This is a genomic window from Nocardia sp. NPDC004415 (assembly GCF_053602435.1).
Map to the genome: position 1 here is coordinate 1 of NZ_JBSGDP010000025.1, position 19828 is coordinate 19828.

Annotated in this window: 14 protein-coding genes and 1 tRNA gene; 7 read left to right on the top strand and 8 right to left on the bottom strand. The window is 68.2% G+C overall.

Going from position 1 to position 19828, the window contains the following annotated elements:
• Nucleotides 1–21 precede the first annotated feature (21 nt).
• Entirely contained in the window at nt 22–1104 is a 1083-nt protein-coding gene (locus ACWEMY_RS14400) for a hypothetical protein (RefSeq protein ID WP_452390394.1), read from the bottom strand.
• 83 nt (nt 1105–1187) lie between these two features.
• On the opposite strand from ACWEMY_RS14400, the gene ACWEMY_RS14405 reads away from it, so the two are divergent.
• Nucleotides 1188–2099 (top strand): DUF5677 domain-containing protein, encoded by a 912-nt coding sequence (locus ACWEMY_RS14405; RefSeq protein ID WP_452390395.1) that lies wholly within the window; start codon nt 1188–1190, stop codon nt 2097–2099.
• A gap of 53 nt (nt 2100–2152) precedes the next feature.
• Here ACWEMY_RS14405 and ACWEMY_RS14410 read toward each other — a convergent pair whose 3' ends face one another.
• From ACWEMY_RS14410 to ACWEMY_RS14420, 3 genes are all read right to left on the bottom strand, one after another.
• Nucleotides 2153–2830: a phosphotransferase gene (locus ACWEMY_RS14410; RefSeq protein ID WP_452390396.1), complete on the bottom strand. Its 678-nt coding sequence runs from the start codon at nt 2828–2830 to the stop codon at nt 2153–2155.
• A 310-nt stretch (nt 2831–3140) separates the two neighbouring features.
• A complete protein-coding gene (locus tag ACWEMY_RS14415) occupies nt 3141–3362 on the bottom strand; it encodes a hypothetical protein (protein WP_452390397.1) in 222 nt (73 codons plus the stop codon).
• A 304-nt stretch (nt 3363–3666) separates the two neighbouring features.
• Nucleotides 3667–3742, bottom strand: a tRNA-Arg gene (locus tag ACWEMY_RS14420).
• A 286-nt stretch (nt 3743–4028) separates the two neighbouring features.
• Between ACWEMY_RS14420 and ACWEMY_RS14425 the strand changes: the two genes are divergently transcribed.
• A complete protein-coding gene (locus ACWEMY_RS14425; protein WP_452390398.1) occupies nt 4029–4583 on the top strand; it encodes a hypothetical protein in 555 nt (184 codons plus the stop codon).
• A gap of 10 nt (nt 4584–4593) precedes the next feature.
• Here ACWEMY_RS14425 and ACWEMY_RS14430 read toward each other — a convergent pair whose 3' ends face one another.
• Together ACWEMY_RS14430 and ACWEMY_RS14435 are read right to left on the bottom strand one after the other, a co-directional pair.
• Nucleotides 4594–5367, bottom strand: coding sequence for a DUF1542 domain-containing protein (locus ACWEMY_RS14430; protein WP_375934050.1), 774 nt, complete (start codon nt 5365–5367; stop codon nt 4594–4596).
• Between the two features lie 98 nt (nt 5368–5465).
• Nucleotides 5466–6605 (bottom strand): acyl-CoA dehydrogenase family protein, encoded by a 1140-nt coding sequence (locus ACWEMY_RS14435; RefSeq protein ID WP_452390399.1) that lies wholly within the window; start codon nt 6603–6605, stop codon nt 5466–5468.
• A gap of 72 nt (nt 6606–6677) precedes the next feature.
• Between ACWEMY_RS14435 and ACWEMY_RS14440 the strand changes: the two genes are divergently transcribed.
• The 3 genes from ACWEMY_RS14440 to ACWEMY_RS14450 all read left to right on the top strand — a co-directional run bounded on the left by ACWEMY_RS14440 (nt 6678) and on the right by ACWEMY_RS14450 (nt 9459).
• Nucleotides 6678–7277: a TetR family transcriptional regulator gene (locus ACWEMY_RS14440; RefSeq protein WP_452390400.1), complete on the top strand. Its 600-nt coding sequence runs from the start codon at nt 6678–6680 to the stop codon at nt 7275–7277.
• A 50-nt stretch (nt 7278–7327) separates the two neighbouring features.
• Nucleotides 7328–7708 carry an ArsR/SmtB family transcription factor gene (locus tag ACWEMY_RS14445; protein WP_375934065.1) on the top strand — a complete coding sequence of 127 codons (381 nt, stop codon included), beginning with the start codon at nt 7328–7330 and terminating at the stop codon, nt 7706–7708.
• A 113-nt stretch (nt 7709–7821) separates the two neighbouring features.
• Nucleotides 7822–9459, top strand: coding sequence for a long-chain fatty acid--CoA ligase (locus tag ACWEMY_RS14450; protein WP_452390401.1), 1638 nt, complete (start codon nt 7822–7824; stop codon nt 9457–9459).
• Nucleotides 9460–9577: 118 nt separating this feature from the next.
• On the opposite strand, the gene ACWEMY_RS14455 is transcribed toward ACWEMY_RS14450, so the two are convergent.
• The gene (locus tag ACWEMY_RS14455; protein ID WP_278264599.1) at nt 9578–9970 is read right to left on the bottom strand and encodes an SCO5389 family protein; all 393 of its coding nucleotides are present in this window, start codon (nt 9968–9970) and stop codon (nt 9578–9580) included.
• A gap of 74 nt (nt 9971–10044) precedes the next feature.
• Complete coding sequence (locus ACWEMY_RS14460; protein ID WP_452390402.1) at nt 10045–11076, bottom strand: nitronate monooxygenase; 1032 nt, start codon at nt 11074–11076, stop codon at nt 10045–10047.
• Nucleotides 11077–11377: 301 nt separating this feature from the next.
• Here ACWEMY_RS14460 and ACWEMY_RS14465 point away from each other — a divergent pair, with 301 nt between their 5' ends.
• Nucleotides 11378–12199 (top strand): M23 family metallopeptidase, encoded by an 822-nt coding sequence (locus tag ACWEMY_RS14465; RefSeq protein ID WP_375934074.1) that lies wholly within the window; start codon nt 11378–11380, stop codon nt 12197–12199.
• A 240-nt stretch (nt 12200–12439) separates the two neighbouring features.
• Nucleotides 12440–19768, top strand: coding sequence for an amino acid adenylation domain-containing protein (locus ACWEMY_RS14470; protein ID WP_452390403.1), 7329 nt, complete (start codon nt 12440–12442; stop codon nt 19766–19768).
• Nucleotides 19769–19828 lie beyond the last annotated feature (60 nt).

The following is a 19828-nucleotide window of genomic DNA, read 5'->3' on the forward strand; positions in this document are numbered from 1 at the left end:
GGAACGTCGCACCGACATCCACTACGGATTCCTGAATCTTGGTGCGGCACTGATCTGTTGGCGACGACTCAGCAACCGAACCCGATAGGGGCTCTTAGCTTTCCAGTCGTCTCTTCCCGGTTCGGGTTCTGTAACGTCGCCTCCTAGCAGCTCAAGCACTGCCTTTACTTCCAGTTCAAGTGCGCGACCTGTACCGAGAAAAAGCTGATCCTTCGATTGTCCCTGCTCCTCCTTTTGTTGGAGCGTCGACAACTTCGCACGGGCCGTCTCAACACGCTTTTGCTGCTTTACGACGGCATCGCGAAGCGCGACCTGATCCTTTGTGGAGTACTTACCTGCCCAAACTGGACGAGTCTCGACAGCTGTGGCTTTTATCTTTTCTATTGCTTCAAGCAAGTCTTCCTGGATTTCAACAGACTCGTCCTTCCAAAGCGCTCTTCCGGTTTCTTCATCCCTACCGTCTTTCAACTGAAATACGGGCAATAGAAGAAGTAGCCCAGCGTCTTCGGTCTTCAAAACAGAACTGACTGCGTGGCTGGTACCAGTCACAGTCGCGACCGGACGTCCAGGCGGGTTTGACATAAACGCTTCATACTTGAGGAATCTTTTGTACTTCCGCAAGAACGATGGGATCGCGCCTTCGCCGTTGATAGTGAGCCGACTGCCAGCAGCAAGTGTGAGCTGCGGATCGCGGACGGGAAGTGCATTCCAAATATCTTCTTTGACAACCAGGCTCGTTACTTTTTGGTTGCGCCCTGTTCCCGAATAAGTCTTTTTGCCGGTCGCGGCATAGCACTCCTGCGGAGGTCGCACAATGACAACCAGTGTCCGACCCATCTTAAGAAACTCGGCGAATTCCGATCTGCGACGTGAGATGTCCGCTTTGAGGCCGACTGACTTATGATCAGATATTCGCGGAAGATTTTGGAAGTGCGCTACGCCACCGTAGCCTGAATCACGGTAAGAGCGTAGCGTCTCCGCAGGATCCCAGATCACGACATCATAGTCGAAGACGGTGACGTCGCTGCCAAATGATGCGCGCATGCAGTCGTCACTGTCGTCGTCACCGTAGACAGGATCGTAGTCAAGGGATAGCAGTCGCATGGCTCGCCAGTGTACGGCACTACAGCAGACTGTCGAACAATATAAGCTTTACTTCGCTCATGGACTCTGCCATGATTCGGGCCATGACCGACAGGGGAGAACTGGATTTGAGCAATGTAGTCGACTATCAGGTCGATTTCACTGCACTTGAATCGGCCAGTTCAGAAACCATATTCATGCGAGAGTCATTCGAGCTTCTGAAAGAAGCCGCGCAACTCCTTACCCTGGCCGCCGCAACGCTCGACGCTGATCAGCCGGAGGGATTCGACCGCGATGAGGCCATCCTCGTTGGCCATCTCGTACGCATGGTTAAGCTGATGCGATCAGTAATTCGCGGAGTTGCCGATGATCACGGGGGCGACCAGACTATGCAGCTGACGAGACAATTTCTCGACTCAGCGTCAATACTGAAGTACTTGCTCGCCGATGCAACTGATCTGACCAGACGCGAATCCTACGTGCTCGATAGTCTCATAGCAGAAAAAGAATTCCTGAAAAACGTGCGGCAGCAAATTGATGAGCGCGGTGGCGATAAGCTCAACATCGAAGAGAGAATCGAGCGATCGATCCATCTAACCTTCGACACCGCCGGGGTGCGCGAGGATGCAATTCCATCTCGCAAGCAGATCCGATGGCCCAATGCTGAGAACCGCATCCGATTGCTAGGCCCGACTGCATATTCGGCGTACCGTGCTGGTTCAGGCAGTATTCACGGCTCATGGCACGATCTGGAACGAAATCATCTTGAGGTCATAGATGGGAAGTTTCAGCTAGACTTTAATCCTGCACCAGACCGTCCACAACCGCTGTTCACGATGGCACTGATAGCTGCCATGATTGCGCAGGAGTACTTAGACAAATGCATCCCCACGGCAGGCGAAGCATTTAGCGATCGTCTTGAGTCGTATGTGACTAAGCTGGGCCGAGCTAACGATCTTCATGAAGAATACTTGACGCAGAGGTTTGCTGATGAACCTGGGAGCGATCCTGAATAGCCTGATTGTCTCGACATTCGCGAGCATAGGCCAATGCCGATATATTCGTCCAGTTACGTTGCCGCCCGCCAAAGCCGCGTATCGCTTGAATCCCGCAACGTAGCGATACGAAGCTCCAGCTGTGCTGCCGCCGCTGGTTCACGGGCAGCCCGTCGGATGAAGCCGGTCAACGTGTGCAGGTCGCGCATATCTTGCAGCACTGTGAACCCCGACCACTCCCGTGCATCCCAGCCGTAGGCGTCAGCGAACTCATCAAGTTCAGATTTTTCAACGCCATAGCGAACTCCCTGGAAGGTGTTGATGAGATCGAGTTCCCGTGGCGCCGAGGATATTTCGTCCCAATCGCCGAGGCGTACCTGATCACCATTCCAGAGCGTATTACCTGTGTAAGCGTCGCCATGAACCATACCGACGCCCAAGTGCGAGTCGAGCTGTTCGTACTGCGCGATCAGGGATTCGGACCGTTCGACAAGCCAGGCCCGATCCGCTTCGCGCAGGGCACCAGGTAGTGCCAGTGCCCGGCGCAGACCAGCGAGCGGCAGGTAGGACGGCAGGGCAAAGGGCGGAGCTGGCAATTGATGCAGCTGACGAAGCAGTGCCCCCAGCGCGCGAGCGGGCGGCTCCTCCCGATCATCCTGCGGGTAGTAGACCCAGAAATTGATCCCGTGACGTGGCAACGGGTTCAGGATGTGCTGACCTCGCACGCGGTTGGCGAGAAGCAGCGCGAGCACCCGCACTACCTGAAGTCGTCGGTGTTCTGGAGGCTGCGGCAATCGTCTGATCGTCACCATCGCCAAGAATCGCTACGGCACGGTGTACCCGTACTTCGTATGTGTCGGCCGACACCAGAAGTACACCACCTGTCAGCGCCAGGCTGTCCTGATCTCGCGTGTCGAGGAGTTTGTCGAGGCTGAGTACCGTGCCATCCAGCTCGCACCCGAACTCCGGGAACCGGTTGAATCGGTGATCCGGGATGAGCGGGCCTCGATCCGTACAGCGGCTGAACTGCAACAACGCGAAATGGCCACACAGAAGCAGCAGCTACTCGATCAACGCGCCCGACTGCTCCAAGCCCACTACGCCGGGGCATTGCCGCTGGATCTCCTCAAGGAGGAGCAAGATCGAATCGCCCGGCAGTTGTCGGAAGTGGAGAGCCGTCTGGAAACCAGCACGACGCACCTTGAAGATGTTGGACGAAATGTGCGCGTCGCGCTTGACTACGCCGTCAACTGCTACGGCGCGTATGTCGGAGCCACCGATCATGTGCGACGACTGTTCAACCAGGCGTTCTTCACCAAGATCTATGTCGAGCAGGACGATGTACGCGTGGAGCTAGCGGAGCCGTTCAAGTCGCTGCTGGAAACCGTCGCGATGGGGAGCGGCGAACCAGCGTTGGCTCAGAACACGTCCGACGGTGTCAGCGTCGAAGATGATCGGCGAGTGACGCCGGACGGGGTTGAACTGATGGAGGCTATCCGGCGGGAGGTTCCGATACCGTTTGCCCAGGCCAGCGCCCTAGAAACCACAAAACCCACGGCTTACGCCGTAGGTTTGAATGAAACAATTTTGGTGCCCTCGGCAGGATTCGAACCTGCGACACCCGCTTTAGGAGAGCGGTGCTCTATCCCCTGAGCTACGAAGGCGGGGGTCCCGGGGGGACGAGAGGGGAGTCTACCGGGTGGGGGTGGGGTGGTTACAACCTTGGTGGTGGGGCGACACGCCGGATGTGAAATGGGTGTGGGGTGGGGTACTCGGGGGATGGTGATCTAGCGTCGGTTTGTTTCCGCCCCGTGGGGCGATGGTGGGCATGCTGAGTGTTCTTCTTCCGAGGAGTACGTGGTCATGGCTGGTCGGGCGGGTTTTCGGGGTGTGCTGGTCGCGGTCGCGGCGTGTGGGGTGCTGGGTGGGTGTGCGGTCGAAGGGGGGTTGGTGGGGACGGCGGTGACGCGGGAGGCCGATCCGGCGGTGGTGGCTCGGGCGGCCGAGATCGAGGGGGCGGGGCCCGCGGTGCAGGCGGAGATGGTGGCGTTCTATCGGTCGGTGTGTGTGGTGCAGACGCGGTATCGCGCTGATCTGCAGGCGGCCGAGGCGGGTGGTGGGCAGTTGACGCCGGTGCGGTATCGGGACGCGGCGGCGGCCATGCTGACGGCGCGGGCCACGGCTGCCGACACCGCGCGTCGTGGGGTCGCGGAGTTGCCCATTCCGGAGCTGTTCCCGGAGGAATGGCGGTCGGCGCAGGCCGAATTGATCCTGCTGTTCGACGGGTTGCACCTGGCCGACCGGTCCAGAGCCACTGAGATGGCCGCGGTCGACCCGGACGATCCGGAGCATTTGAAAACCGCCGCTCGCGATTTGATCGCGGCGTCCGCGGAGCAGATCGCGAATCAGAATCCGCGCGTGCGGCTCGTCGCCGACCGCCTGCCCGCCTCCGATCAGGTGCGGCGGGAGACCGCGGAACTGGCCGAATGTCAGACCAGGAGCTGACCGGGCGCGCTCAGGCGAATCCGCCGTCGAAGCCCCCATCGAATCCGGTGTCGGTGCTGCCACCCCAGCTGGGGTCGTCGAAACCGCTCGGGTCGTCGAATCCGGTGGGGTCGACGCCCGGGTCGCCCTGGTCGAGCGCGGCTTCCCCGGCCCCGTCCTCGAAGGCCTGCGCGTCGTAACCGACCCCGGGCATTCCGGCGAACAGTGAGGTGAACAGCAGGGCCGAGCCCGCGCCCCAGGCGCCCGCGATCAGCGCGGGCCGCCACCAGGGCTCGGAGTACCAGCCTGCGGGGACGGGACGACCGGCGACGCGACCGCCCGGGTAGTAGTTCGGAGTGCCGGGGGAGGCGGCGGGTGAGGCGGCGATGCGGCGGCCGTCGTGTTCGATGACGCGGGGTTTGTCGACGCGGCCCGCGATGTCCTGGCCGGGCAGCGGGGGGATGGGCGGGCCGGGGTCCATGTTCATGGCGGTGCGGGCGGCGGCGATGTAGTAGAGGCCCTCGACGGCGGACTGTTTGGCCAGCACGGCCTGGGCGGCGGAGGTGGCGCGGTCGATCTGGCCGCCCGCGGCGTTGTAGCGCTCGGAGGCGTCGGCCAGGGCCTGACGGGCGGCTTCGTTGCGCGGGGTGAGCTGGTAGACCTGCCCGCCGAGGCGCTCGATGGTCACCCTGGCGTCGGCCTGGGCCTCCTCGAGTTCCCTCGCCGTGCGCCGGTTCTGCTCGGCGCGCAGATACAGCAGCAGACCCACACAGACGATCACGATCACGACCAGCCACCACAGCATCGCGCACCTCTTTCCGTCGAGGTCTCGAGATGCCATCGAGTTTACTGGCTGGTTGCCCGATCGCGCCGACCCGTGTTGATCAGCGCGTGGCGGGATAGCTAACCGGCGAGGTGGCGGGCGATCACCAGGCGCTGGATCTGATTGGTGCCTTCGAAGATCTGCATGACCTTCGCCTCGCGCATGTAGCGCTCCACGGGGAAGTCCTGGGTGTAGCCGTAGCCGCCGAAGACCTGCACGGCGTCGGTGGTCACCTTCATCGCCGCGTCGGTGGCGACCAGCTTGGCGACGCTGGCCTGGCGTGAGTACGGCAGTCCGGCGTCGCGGCGACGGGCCGCGTCGAGGTAGGTGGCGCGGGCGGTGTCGACGGCGGCGGCCATGTCGGCCAGGACGAAACCGAGGCCCTGGTGATCAATGATCTTGCGGCCGAACGCTTCTCGCTCCTTGGCGTAGGCGACGGCCTCGTCGAGGGCGCGCTGGGCCACGCCGGTGGCGACGGCGGCGATGCCGAGGCGGCCCGCGTCCAGGGCGCTGAAGGCGATCGAAAGACCCTGTCCCTCCGCGCCGATGCGGCGTTCGGTGGGGAGGAAGGCGTCGTCGTAGGCGGCGGTGGTGGTGGGGATGCCGCGCAGGCCCATCTTCTCCTCCGGCTTGCCGAAGCTCAGGCCCGCGGTGTCGGCGGGGACCAGGAAGCAGGAGATGCCGCGCGAGCCCTCGCCGGTGCGGGCGAACAGGGTGTAGAAGTCGGCGCGCCCGCCGTTGGTGATCCACGCCTTGGTTCCGGTGACGCGGTAGCCGCCGTCGACGGGGGTGGCGCGGCAGCGCAGGGCGGCCGCGTCGGACCCGGCGTGGGCCTCGGAAAGGCTGTAGGCGCCGACGGTTTCGCCGGAGAGCATGCCGGCCAGCCACTGCTGTTTCTGCTCGTCGGTGCCGTAGGTGAACAGGGGGTGGCAGCTCAGGCCGTGCACGCTCACCGCGACGGCGACGGCCGCCCAGCGGCTCGCCAGCTCCTCGAGTACCTGGAGGTAGACCTCGTAGGGCTGCGCGCCGCCGCCGAACTCCTCCGGATACGGCAGGCTCAGCAACCCGGCCGCGCCGAGCGCCGGGAACACACCTTCGGGGAAGACGCCGGTCTTCTCGCTCTCCGCGACCCGAGGTTCGAGGACCTTGTCGGCGATGTCGCGGGTCAGCTCGATCAGCTCGCGCGCTTCGTCGGTGGGCAGCATCCGGTCTACAGCCATGCTCGTCACAGTACGTGTCACACGGAATTGCGTGCAAGGCAGCACGGAATTTCCGGGCCGTATACTGGTCTGATGCCCGCGCTGCCACCGAACAAGCATCAGGAGAAGAGTCTGCGCACGCGGACGCTGCTGCTCGACGCCGCGATCGAGAGCCTGGCCGAGGTCGGCTACGCGGGCGCCTCGATCGCCGACATCACCGCCCGCGCCGGGGTGACCCGCGGTGCCCAGCTGCACCAGTTCCACACGCGGGCCCAGCTTTTCGCGCAGACCATCGGCCATCTCACCGACCGGCAGCGGGAAGCCATGCAGCGCAAGGCCAAAGCGCTCGCCGGGGAGAGCTCCGCCGGTGCGGTGCTGGTGCAGCTGGTCACCGCCACTTTCGCGGGACAACTGGGCCGCGCCGCGGTCGAGCTCTACGTCGGTATCGCCAACGACGCCGCGCTGCGCCGCGAGATGCTGCGCGTCCAGCACGATCTCACGGTCGAACTCCTCGACCGCTGCGCCGGACTGATCGCCCCCGACATCGCCCGTGAACGCCTGGAGAGCACCTTCTGGCTCACCATCAACCTCGTGCGCGGCGCGACCCTCGACGAGATGGTCGGCCGCGACCGGGCGCGCCGCAAGCAGGTGCTCGCCGACTGGACCACCTTGGCCGAGACCGCCCTGCGCTGATCAGCCGAGCGGCTGGACGAGGCGGGTCGACGGTTCTCTACTATCTGCGCATGACCGCAGACAAGCGCCCGCCGCTGGACGAGGACCAGGTCGGCCTGGTCGTCGAGGTGTTCCGGATGCTGGCCGACGCGACGCGGGTGCAGGTGTTGTGGGCGCTGGCCGATGAGGAACTGTCGGTGACCGAGCTGGCCACCAGGGTGGGGAAGGCCGGGCCCTCGGTGTCGCAGCATCTGGCGAAGTTGCGGATGGCGCGGCTGGTGCGGACCCGGCGGGAGGGGACCACGATCTACTACAGCCTCGACAACGACCATGTGCGCAGGCTGGTGGTCGACGCGGTGCACAACGCCGAGCACGCGGGTCCGGGCGTCCCGGCGCATCATCGCGGGCCCGGAGCCCAGCCGCCGCACGACCCGCCGCCGACTTCGCGGTGACCCTACAGACCTGCAGGAATGTTGCCGGAGGAAACAATCTCCCGACGCATACTTTTCGGTAGCATCCGGTGTGACGTGGCTCATGCCACGGCAGGGACCGAAGGAGCACCACAATGCTGAGCACCATGCAGAACGACCAGCTGTCGCTGGCCACACTGCTGAAGTACGCCGCCACTTTCCAGGGCGATTCGATCGTGTCCACCTGGACCGGCGACGGCGTGCGGACCATGACCTACCGCGAGCTGGGCGCCGATTCGGCGCGCCTGGCCAATGCGCTGCGTGGGCTCGGCATCGGCGAGGGCGACCGCGTCGGCACCTTCATGTGGAACAACAACGAGCACATGACCGCCTACATCGCGGTGCCCGCCATGGGCGCGGTGCTGCACGCGCTCAACATCCGGCTGTTCCCCGAGCAGCTGGTGTTCGTGGCCAATCACGCCGAGGACCAGGTGGTGCTCGTCGACGGCACGCTGCTGCCGCTGTTCGCGCAGTACCTGCCGAACCTGAAGACCGTGAAGCACGTGATCGTCGTCAACGGCGACGCCGCCGCGCTCACCGCGCCCGAGGGTGTGCGGGTGCACGCCTACCGCGAGCTGCTCGACGCCCAGTCCGCCGAGTTCGACTTCCCGGTGATCGACGAGCGCTCGGCCGCCGCCATGTGTTACACCTCGGGCACCACCGGTGACCCGAAGGGCGTCGTCTACTCGCACCGCTCCAACTGGCTGCACGCCATGCAGGTGAACTCGCCCAACGGCATGGGCTTCCAGGGTTCCGACTACGTGCTGGCCATCGTGCCGCTGTTCCACGCCAACGCGTGGGGCCTGCCGTACGCGGCGCTGATGTCGGGTGCCAACATCCTGATGCCGGACCGCTTCCTGCAGCCCGCGCCGCTGCTGGAGATGATGGCCGCCGAGAAGCCGACCTTCGCCGCCGCCGTGCCGACCATCTGGGGTGGCGTGCTGGCCGCGCTGGCCGCCCAGCCGCAGGACATCTCGCACCTGCGCACCGCCGTGGTCGGTGGTTCGGCGGTGCCGCCGTCGATGATGCGCGCGTTCGAGGAGAAGCACGGCGTGCGCATCCTGCACGCCTGGGGCATGACCGAGACCTCCCCGCTGGGCAGCGTCGCGCACGCGCCCGCCGGCGCCGAGGGCGAGGAGGCGTGGGCCTACCGCTACACGCAGGGTCGTTTCCCGGCCAATGTCGAGGCCCGCCTGGTCGGTGACGACGGCAAGGTCGTGCCCAACGACGGCGAATCGCTCGGCGAGCTCGAGGTGCGCGGTGCCTGGATCACCGGCTCCTACTACTCGCCCACCGGCGCCGAGATCGACCCGGACAAGTTCGACGACGGCTGGCTGCGCACCGGTGACGTCGGCAAGATCAGCCCCAACGGCTACCTCACCCTGGTCGACCGCTCCAAGGACGTGATCAAGTCCGGCGGTGAGTGGATCTCCTCGGTGGATCTGGAGAACGCGGTGATGGGCCATCCGTCCGTCGCCGAGGCCGCCGTGATCGGCGTGCCCGACGAGAAGTGGGACGAGCGCCCGCTGGTGGCCATCGTGCGGGCCGAGGGTTCGGCCACCGAGGCCGCCGAACTGCGCGACTTCCTGGCCGACAAGTTCGCCAAGTGGCAGCTGCCCGAGCGCTGGACCTTCATCGCGGAGGTGCCCAAGACCAGCGTCGGCAAGTTCGACAAGAAGCGGCTGCGGGCCCAGTACGCCGAGGGCGAACTGGACGTGGTGACCCTGGGCTGAGTCCCGGAGTAGGACCGACAGCGGGCGTGGAATTCGCTTCCACGCCCGCTGTCGTCGTATTCGGTTGTCGGATTCTGTTGTGCGATGCAGTTGTCGATATTCAGTTGTCGACCGAAAGTCAGCAGTTGCGCAGTTCGGGGCTCTGGTTGAGGAGCTGGGCGCGGGGGCTGATGTAGCGGGTGTAGGTCTCCCCGCCCACCGACGACAGCGGGAACGCCGCGACGCGGTGGCAGTTCTGGAAGGCCAGCTTCACGCCGAAGTGCCGCTCGAGCCCGCCGCGGATGGCGTCGGAGGCCAGGGCGCGCAACAGCTGACCGCGGGCGACCTCGTCCGGCGGGGGCACCACGTTGTCGGCGAATTCCGCGTCACCGTCCCGCAGTTCGCCGGCGACCCGGCTCACCACTTCCCAGGCGTAGGGCAGTGATGTGCGGACGCATTCGACGAATTCCGCGTCGTCGATATCGCCCTGTTCGGCGCGTTCGAGCAAGGCGGCGGGTACATCGAGGGACATGGCGCTCTCCTCCTGCTTGGGGCGGGGTGTGCCTGTCCGAGTCTAAACGAAATTCGTTGTCAATAACCCTGGATTCATTCCGAAAGTGCTTTTCGGAGAGCGCTTTTCGCGTCGGCGGCGAGGTCGCTGACCAGTTCGCTTGCCGATTGCCCGGTGCTGAGCGAATGGGCTTGGCCCGCCCACAGGTTCACCTCGTCGGGGTTGCCCGCGGCCCTGGCGGCGGCCCGCAGCGGGGCTGTGGCGTAGTGGATTTCGGGGTAGGCGGCGGGCGCGTCGGCGGAGTGCTCGACGAGGAAGCGGTTGCGGATTCCGCGGGCGCGGCGTCCGGTGAAGGCGCGGGTCAGCATGGTGGGTTCGGCCGAGCCGATCGCGGCCCGGTGTACCGCGTTGGTGCCCGCCTCGGCGCAGCGCAGCAGGGCGGTGCCGATCTGGGCCGCCCGCGCCCCCGCGGCGAGCACGGCGGCCACGCCCGCGCCGGTGGCGATGCCGCCCGCGGCGACGAGCGGGCGGTCGGTGACGGCGGTGAGCAGTTGCAGCAGGGGCAGCAGGGCGAGCGGGTCGACGGGGTCGTCGGCCGGGACATCGTGGAAGCCGGCCCGGTGGCCGCCCGCCTCGGCGCCCTGGGCGATCAGGGCGTCGGCGCCCGCGTCGACGGCGATCAGCGCCTCCGCGGGGGAGGTGACGGTTACCCAGACCTCGGTGCCGACGGCGTGCAGGCGGTCGACCTCCTCGGCGCCGGGACAGCCGAAGGTGGTCGAGACCACCGCGACCGGGTCGGCCACCAGCAGGTCGAGCTTCTCGGCCCAGGCGTCGGTGTCGTGGGTCGGGCTGCCCAGGGGGAACCGCGCGCCGAGTTCGGCGAGGTAGCCGGCGTAGTCGGCGGGTTCGGTGACCGGGCCGGGCGCGAAGAGGTTGACGCCGAACGGCGCGGCGGTGGCGGCACGGGTGGCCGCGATCTGCTCGGCCAGCGCCTGCGCGGTGAGGTAGCCGGCGGCGACCTGGCCGAAGCCGCCCGCGGCCGAGACCGCGGCGGTCAGCTCCGCGGTGGTGGGGCCGCCCGCCATGGGCGCGGCGACGATGGGGACACGCAAGCTCTCGAGCACCATGGGTCAGAGTCTGCTCGCCCCGGCGCGTGTCCAGCCCCCTGGCGCCCGGTGTGAGCCGCCGGACACGACTTCGGTCACTGTGCGATACGTCATCTACCTGCGTCTATTCCCCGGAAGGTTGCGGAATGATCACGGCCGAGTAGAGTTCCCGTCACAACGGATGCCGAACCGTTACAGACAGTTCGGCACCGGGTACCTCTTCGGAGGCTCCCGGACCGGCCCCGCCGGTGACGTTTTCCTTGTAGTCGGACGCTAGGACGAAACGTTGTCGCAGCACCGGGTTGGCCCCGAATCGATCTCCGTGCAGGCTCTGCTGGGTGACGGAGCGGCCGGGCGCCCCAGCAGGCACCGTGCCGAGCCCTCGCGGACCGACCGGGTGCGCGTGGCCGCCAGCGCCGCGGTCGCCACCGGCGCCCTGGTCGGCATCGCCGCCCAGATCGCCCCCACCATCGCCTACGCCGCCCCGCTGCTGCCCAGCCACGACGACGTGCAGGATTCCGTCGTCCCAGAGTCGGCCCGCCAGGACGTGAACCTGGTCGCCGCGCAGGAAGTCTCCGCGCACACCGAGGCCCCCACTCAGGTCGACGCCGTCGCCGCCCCGATCGCCGCCCCCGTGGCCGCGCCGTTCGGCATCGGCAACCTGCCGCCCGAGATCGCGGGCCCGCTCAGCCAGGTCGAGGACATCCTCCAGGGCATCCAGCACCAGGTCGCGCCGTCGCAGAGCGTGCGCCCGGTCGCGGGCCCGATCAGCTCCGGCTACGGCTCCCGCTGGGGCGCCATGCACTACGGCCTCGACTTCGCCGACCAGATCGGCGCGCCCATCCACTCCGTGTCCAACGGCACCGTCATCGAGGCGGGCCCGGCCTCGGGCTTCGGCCTGTGGGTGCGGGTGCTCCAGGACGACGGCACCACCGCGGTCTACGGCCACGTCAACGAGATGCTGGTCAGCGAGGGTCAGCGGGTCAACGCGGGCGATGTCATCGCGACCGTCGGCAACCGCGGCCAGTCCACCGGCCCGCACCTGCACCTGGAGATCTGGGACCAGGGCGGCGCCAAGATGGACCCGATGCCCTACCTCGCCTCCAAGGGTGTGCCGCTGGAGTGGGGTCCCTCCTCGCACTGAGTGAGCGTTTCGAGCGCGGATGACCCGCGTGGGCACAGTGGCGGTGGTTGGTATGACCCCCGTCACTTTGCTGTTGATCCGGCAACACCGTCCGGGGTCGGGCCGATACTCCTCAGGGCCCCGAGTGCTGGGGGCACCGGCGCGACCGGCAGGGCGATGTGACCGGTCGATATGATGGCTCGATCTGCACGGTGCGGTGTCGCCGCGCGTCCAGGCTCGATGAGAGGTGAATGAACCCGAATGGAAACTGCCCGTCGTTCTGCCCGCGGTAACCGCCGTCGCCGGTCGAGCAGTCCGACATTCGGGCAGTTGCTGACGGCAGCCGTCGAATCGGCCGCCGAGGCCGTCGCCCTGCGGTTCAACCCCACCGGTGAGCCCGCCGACCAGCGCGAACTCACCTACCGCGAACTCGACGAGCAGTCCTCCCAGCTCGCCCGCGAGCTGATCGGCCGCGGTGTCGGCCCCGGTGACATCGTCGCCGTCGCGATCACCCGCTCGGTGGAGTCGGTGCTGAGCGTGTGGGCGGTCGCCAAGACCGGCGCGGCCTACGTGCCGATCGACCCCGCCTACCCGGCCGATCGCATCGCCCACATCGTCACCGATTCGCGGGCCGTGCTCGGCCTCACCACCGCCGCGCATCGCGACAGCCTCGGTGACAGCACCGCCTGGCTCGAACTCGACGACCCCACCCTCGCCGCCGCCGTCGCGGCCCGCCCCGCGCACGCCATCTCCTACAGCGACCGGGTCCGCACCCTCGACGAGCGCCACCCCGCCTACCTCATCTACACCTCCGGCTCCACCGGCCTGCCCAAGGGCGTCGCGGTGACCCAGGCCGGACTGGCGACCATGGCCGCGATCGGCAGGCAGTACCGCATCGAGGCCGGCGCGCGGGTGACGCATCTGAGTTCGCCCAGCTTCGACTTCTCGCTGATGGAGATGCTGTTCACCTTCAGCGCGGGGGCGACCCTCGTGGTGGTGCCGCCGACGGTGTTCGGTGGTGTCGAGCTGGCCGATCTGGTTCGCCGCGAACAGGTTTCGCATCTGCTGATCACGCCGGGCGCGCTGGAGTCGGTGGACGTGAACGCGGTGGAGACCGTGCGCGTGGTCGTCACCGGTGGCGACAAGCTCGGCCCGGAACTGGTGGATCGCTGGGCGGCACAGGGTCGTTCGGTGTTCAACGCCTACGGGCCGACCGAGGCCACGGTCATGGTCACCACCGGCGAGATGGTCGCCGGAGAGCCGGTGACGCTGGGTTCGGTGATCTCCGGCGTGGCCGCGTTCGTGCTCGACGCGCGACTGCGGCCGGTGCCCGCCGGGGTGGTCGGCGAGCTGTATCTGGCGGGACCCGCACTGGCACAGGGATATCTGGACCGCCCGGGGCTCACGGCGGAGCGTTTCGTCGCCAATCCGTTCGGTGCCGACGCGGGCGCGCCCGGTGGCCGCCTCTACCGCACCGGTGACCTGGTGCGCCGCAACACCTCCGGTGATTTCGAATACCTGGGTCGCTCGGACTTCCAGGTCAAGATCCGTGGCCTGCGTATCGAATTGGGCGAGATCGACAACGCGCTCACCACCCACCCCGACGTGGATTTCGCCGCCACCCTGGGCCGCACGCTGGCCAGCGGCGCGACCTCGCTGGTGTCCTACGTGCTGCCCCGCGCGGGCGCCGCGGTGACCCCGGCCGAGCTCACCACCCACCTGGCCGGGCTGCTGCCCGCGTACATGGTGCCCGCGGCGGTCATGCTGCTCGACGAGATCCCGCTGACCCCGGTCGGCAAGCTGGACCGCAAAGCCCTGCCGGAGCCCACTTTCACCGCGCGCGCCTACCGCGCGCCCAGCACCCCGGTCGAGGAGATCGTGGCGCGGGTGTTCGCGGACCTGCTGGTCCCCGACGACAGCGAACAGGTCGGCGCGGACGACGATTTCTTCGAGCTGGGCGGCAACTCGCTGCTGGCCGCGCAGGCGGTGGCCCGCATCGGTACCGCGCTCGAGACCCGGGTGCCGGTCCAGCTGGTGTTCGAGGCCTCGACGGTCGCGACGCTGGCGGCCAGGGTCGAATCGCATATCGGGGTGGGCACCGGTCATCCGCTGACGGCGCAGGTGCGCCCGGAACAGATCCCGCTGTCCTACGCGCAGCAGCGGATGTGGTTCCTCAACCGGTTCGATCCGGCCAGTGGCGCCAACAACATTCCGCTGCCGGTGCGCCTGTCGGGCGTGCTCGACCTGGCCGCCATGCGTGCCGCGGTCACCGATCTCGTCGCCCGTCACGAGGTGCTGCGCACCATCTATCCGGTATATGGCGTCGCGACCGAGGGCCCTGCGTGGTCACGCTCCGCTACCGCCTCCGGGCCCGCCGACCGCAACGCGGTGGTCGACGGTGACGCCGTGCAGCTGGTGCTGCCGGTGCGCGACCCGCGCGCGGTCCCGCAGCTCGAAGTGGTCGACGCGACCGCCGACCAGCTGCCCGCGCTGATCGGCGCGCAGGCCGTGGCCGGTTTCGACGTGACGCAGGCACCGCCGGTGCGGCTGCGCCTGTTCCGCCTCGGTGCCCAGGAACACGTGCTGCTGTGCGTGGTCCACCACATCGCCGCCGACGGTTTCTCGATGGCGCCGCTGACCCGCGACCTCATCTCCGCCTACTCCGACCGCCTGCGTGGGCTCGCCCCCCGCTGGCACGACCTGCCGGTGCAGTACGCCGACTTCACCCTGTGGCAGCGCGAGACCCTGGGCGCCGAATCCGACCCGGATTCGCTGCTGGCCCAGCAGATCTCGTTCTGGCGTGACGAACTGGCCGGGCTGCCGGAACAATTGGACCTGCCCGCCGACCGGCCGCGCCCCGCCGCCATGACCAACCGCGGCGCGAGCTACGACTTCCGTATCCCCGCCGACGTGCACGCCGCGCTGGATCGCCTCTCGCGCGAACACAATTCGACGCTGTTCATGGTTGTCCACACCGCGCTGGCCGTGCTGCTGTCGCGGCTGTCGGGCACCACCGACATCGCCGTGGGCACGCCGGTGGCCGGGCGCGGTGAGGCCGTGCTCGACGACGTGATCGGCATGTTCGTCAACACGCTGGTGCTGCGCACCGAGGTCGACCCGGCCCGCAGCTTCGACGAGCTGCTCGGCACGGTCCGCACCACCGATGTGGCGGCCTTCGGCCACGCCGATGTGCCGTTCGAGCGCCTGGTCGAACTGCTCGATCCGGCCCGGTCCATGGCGCGGCACCCGCTGTTCCAGGTGATGCTCACCTTCCAGAACCTGGCCAATACCGAACTGCAGCTGCCCGGCCTCACCGTCGCCGGGGTCGATCTGGCCACGCCGTTCGCGAAGTTCGATCTGGAACTGACCATGGTGCCGCTGGAGACCGCCGGGGTCGCCGACGGCGTCTCGGCCGCGTTCACCTACGCCACCGACCTGTTCGACGAGGCCACCGTCGCCGGTTTCGCCGACCGGCTGGTGCGCCTGCTCACCCAGGTCGTCGCCGATCCGGCCCGCCCGGTCGGCGCGATCGAGCTGCTCGGGCCCGCCGAGCGCGAACGAATCCTGGTGCGCTGGAACGACACCGCGCACGAACTGCCCTCGGCGCTGCTGCTCGACGGCTACCGCGCGGCCGTGAGCGCGCACCCCGATGCCGTCGCGATCGCCTACGAGGACACCGAACTCACCTACCGCGAGTTCGACGAGCGGGTGAACCGGCTGGCCCGGCTGCTGGTGGGGCGCGGGGTCGGCGCGGAATCGCTGGTCGGCCTGGCCGTGCGGCGCTCGCTGGACCTGGTGGTCGGCATGTACGCCATCGTCACCGCCGGTGGCGCGTACGTACCGCTGGACCCGGACCACCCGGCCGAGCGCATCGCCCACATCCTCGACACCGCGCAGCCGGTGTGCGTGCTCACCACCACCGCCGACGCTGTCGAGGTGCCCGCCGGTACACCGGTGATCACCATGGATACCGCCGCTCTGGAAGACTTCTCCGCCGCGCCGCTGACCGCCGCCGAGCTGCTGCGCCCGGTGCTGCCGCGGCACCCGGCCTATGTCATCTTCACCTCGGGCTCGACCGGCCGTCCCAAGGGCGTCGCGGTCTCGCACGCGGCCATCGACAACCAGACCGCCTGGATGCTCGCGGAGTACCCGCTGGGCCCGGGCGATGTGTACCTGCAGAAGACCGCCACCACCTTCGACGTGTCGCTGTGGGGCTACTTCATGCCGCTGCGCACCGGCGCCAAGCTGGTGGTGGCCACCCACGACGGACACCGCGACCCGGCCTACATCGCCGAAACCATTGCCGCCCAGAGCGTCACGGTGACGGATTTCGTGCCGTCGATGCTCACCGTGTTCGCCGCGCACACCGCCGCGGGTTCGATCCCCACGCTGCGGGACGTGTTCGCCATCGGCGAGGCGCTGCCGCCGGAGACGGTCGAGGCGCTGCGGGCGGTGTCCACCGCGCAGGTGCACAACCTGTACGGCCCCACCGAGGCGGCCGTGTCGGTGACCTACTGGCCCGCCGGTGCGACCGATCGCGGTTCGGTGCCGATCGGTGTGCCGCAGTGGAACACTCAAGTCTACGTGCTGGACGCGCGGCTGCGCCCGGTTCCGTCCGGGGTGGTCGGCGAGCTGTATCTCGCCGGTGACCAGCTCGCGCGCGGATATGTCGCCCGGCCGGATCTCACCTCGGATCGGTTCGTGGCCAACCCCTTCGAGCCCGGCGCGCGCATGTACCGCACCGGTGACCTCGTCGTCTGGCGCACCCCGGCCGACGACACGCACGTGCTGGAATACCTGGGCCGCACCGACTTCCAGGTGAAGTTCCGCGGTCAGCGCATCGAGCTCGGCGAGATCGAGACCGCACTGCTGGCCCAGCCCGAGGTCAGCCAGGCCGTCGCGATCGTCGCCGATTCGGCGGCCGGTGAGCAGCTGGTCGCCTATGTGGTGCCCAAGCCGGGTGCCGAGATCGAGCAGGCGCCGCTGCTGGCGGCCATCGGGGAATCGCTGCCCAAGTACATGATTCCGGCCGCGCTGGTGTCGCTGGCCGAGTTCCCGCTCAACACCAGCGGCAAGCTCGACCGCAAGGCCCTGCCCGCTCCGACCTTCACCGCGGGCGAGTTCCGCGCCCCCGCCACTCCCGCCGAGGAGATCGTGGCGGGCGTGTTCGCCGAACTGCTCGGCATGGGCCGCGTCGGCGCCGACGACGACTACTTCGCGCTCGGCGGCAACTCGCTCATGGCCACCCGCGCCATCGCCCGGATCAACGAGGCACTCGACGCCGACATCACCATCCGCGACCTGTTCGAGGCGCCCACGGTGACGGCCCTGGCTGCCCGGATCGGCGCGGCCGCCGGTGCCGCCCGGCCCGCGCTGGTGGCTGCCGAACGGCCGCAACGGATTCCGCTGTCGCTGGCCCAGCAGCGCATGTGGGTGCTCAACCAGCTCGACCCGGCCTCCGGCTCCTACAACATCCCCTTCGCGCTGCGCCTGACCGGCGAACTCGATGTCGCCGCCCTCGACGCGGCGGTGCTCGATGTGCTCGGCAGGCACGAGTCGCTGCGCACGCGGTTCCCGGCCGTCGACGGCAACCCGGTGCAGGAGATCCGCACGGTCGCCGAGGTGCTGCCCGACGGGCTCGCGGTGGAGACCACCACCGAGGTGCTGACCAGGGTCGCCGAGCTGGCCGAGGCCGGTTTCGACGTGACGAAGGACGTGCCGCTGCGGGTACGGCTGCTCACCGACGGCTCGGCCGCCGACTGGCTGCTGGTGTTCGTGGTGCACCACATCTCCGCCGACGGCGCCTCACTGGCACCGCTGGCCCGCGACCTGATGACCGCCTACGTGGCCCGCGCCAGGCAGCAGGCCCCGGCCTGGACCCCGCTGCCGGTGCAGTACGCCGATTTCGCGCTGTGGCAGCGCGAGGTGGTCGGCGCCGACGACGAGCCCGGCTCGGGCGCGGCCGCACAGCTCGACTACTGGCGCGAGCAGCTGGCCGGCCTGCCGCCGCTGCTGGAACTGCCGCAGGACCGGCCGCGTCCTGCGGTCCCGACGCTGCGCGGCGCCACCACCGAACTACGGCTGCCCGCCGAGGTGCACGCGCGGCTGAATCAGCTTGCCCGCGAACACAAGTCGTCGCTGTTCATGGTCGTGCACGCGGCGCTGGCCGTGCTGCTGGCCCGGCTCTCCGGCACCTCCGACATCGCCATCGGCACGGCGGTCGCCGGTCGTGGCGAGCGCGCGCTCGACGAGCTGGTCGGCATGTTCGTCAACACGCTGACCCTGCGCACGCCGCTGGACCCGGCCGGGTCCTTCGACGAGGCCGTCGACCTGGCCCGCGACACCGACCTGGGCGCCTTCGCCCACGCCGACCTGCCGTTCGAGCGGGTCGTCGAGGTCGTCGCGCCGGGCAAGGGCAGCGCGCACAACCCGCTGTTCCAGGTGGCGCTGACCTTCAGCAACAACGAGGCCGCCGCGCTGGAACTGCCTGGCCTCACCGTGACGGCGCTGGAGACCGCGGTGGCGGCCAAGTTCGATCTGCAGGTCGACGTGGAACCGCGCTTCACCGCGGCCGGCGAGCCCGACGAGCTGGTGACGCTGTTCAACTACGCCACCGACCTGTTCGACGAGGCCACCGTGCGCACGCTCGGCACGCGCTTCGCCCGCATCCTGACCGCGGTCGCCGCCGACCCGCAGCTGTGTATCGGCGATATCGACATCCTCGACGAGCAGGAACGCGCCCGGCTGCTCGGTGGACCCGAACAGGCCGCCGCCGCGAGCGCGCCGACCGGTGGCACCACCCTCGCCCAGGCGTTCGCCGCGGCGGCCGAGGACGATCCGGACGGCCCGGCGCTGGTGTGGGGCGAGCAATCGCTGACCTTCGAGCAGCTCGACACCCGCTCCTCGCGGCTGGCCCGGCTGCTGATCGGCCGTGGCTTCGGGCCAGGAACCGGTGTGGCGCTGGATCTTCCGCGTGGCGTGGACTGGGCGGTCGCCGTCTGGGCCGTGCTCAAGTCCGGTGCGGCCGTGGTGCCGGTGCCGGATGGGCGGGCCATCGGTGAGCCGTGCGCCAAGATCGGCATCACCCTGGGTAGCGCGCCCGGCGGGGAGATCGACTGGGTGGTCCTCGACGACGCGGCGGTGCGGACCGAACTGTCCACCCAGTCCGCGCGACCGGTGACCTACGCCGATCGCACCAGGGCGCTGCGCGGCGGCGACCCGGCCTTCGTCGGCGCCGACGGCGTGCGCAGCTACGACGAACTCGCCACCGCCGGTGCGCGGGTGCGCGCCGACGCCGAGCTGACCTACGAGTCGCGCACCTTCGGCAACGGCGCCGCCGACAGCTTCGCCGCCCTGGTGGAGCCGGTCGCGGCCGGTGTGGCCGGTGCGTCGATGGTGCTGGCGAGTTCGGCGGCACTCGCGGAGGAATGGGTGAGCCACCTGTTCGGTGACCGCGCCGCGCTGGAGGCGATCGACACCACGGACCTCGAGGACCTGCGGGCCGTGATCGCCGACGACGCGGCCCCGGCCGACCCCGGCCCGGCCGAGGTGGTCCTGGTACTCGGAGAACTGCGCGCGCCGGTCGCCTGATCCTGCCCGCGCGCAACAAGTTTCGGTGATGGGTGAGGTGGAACAGCAATGACACGACCG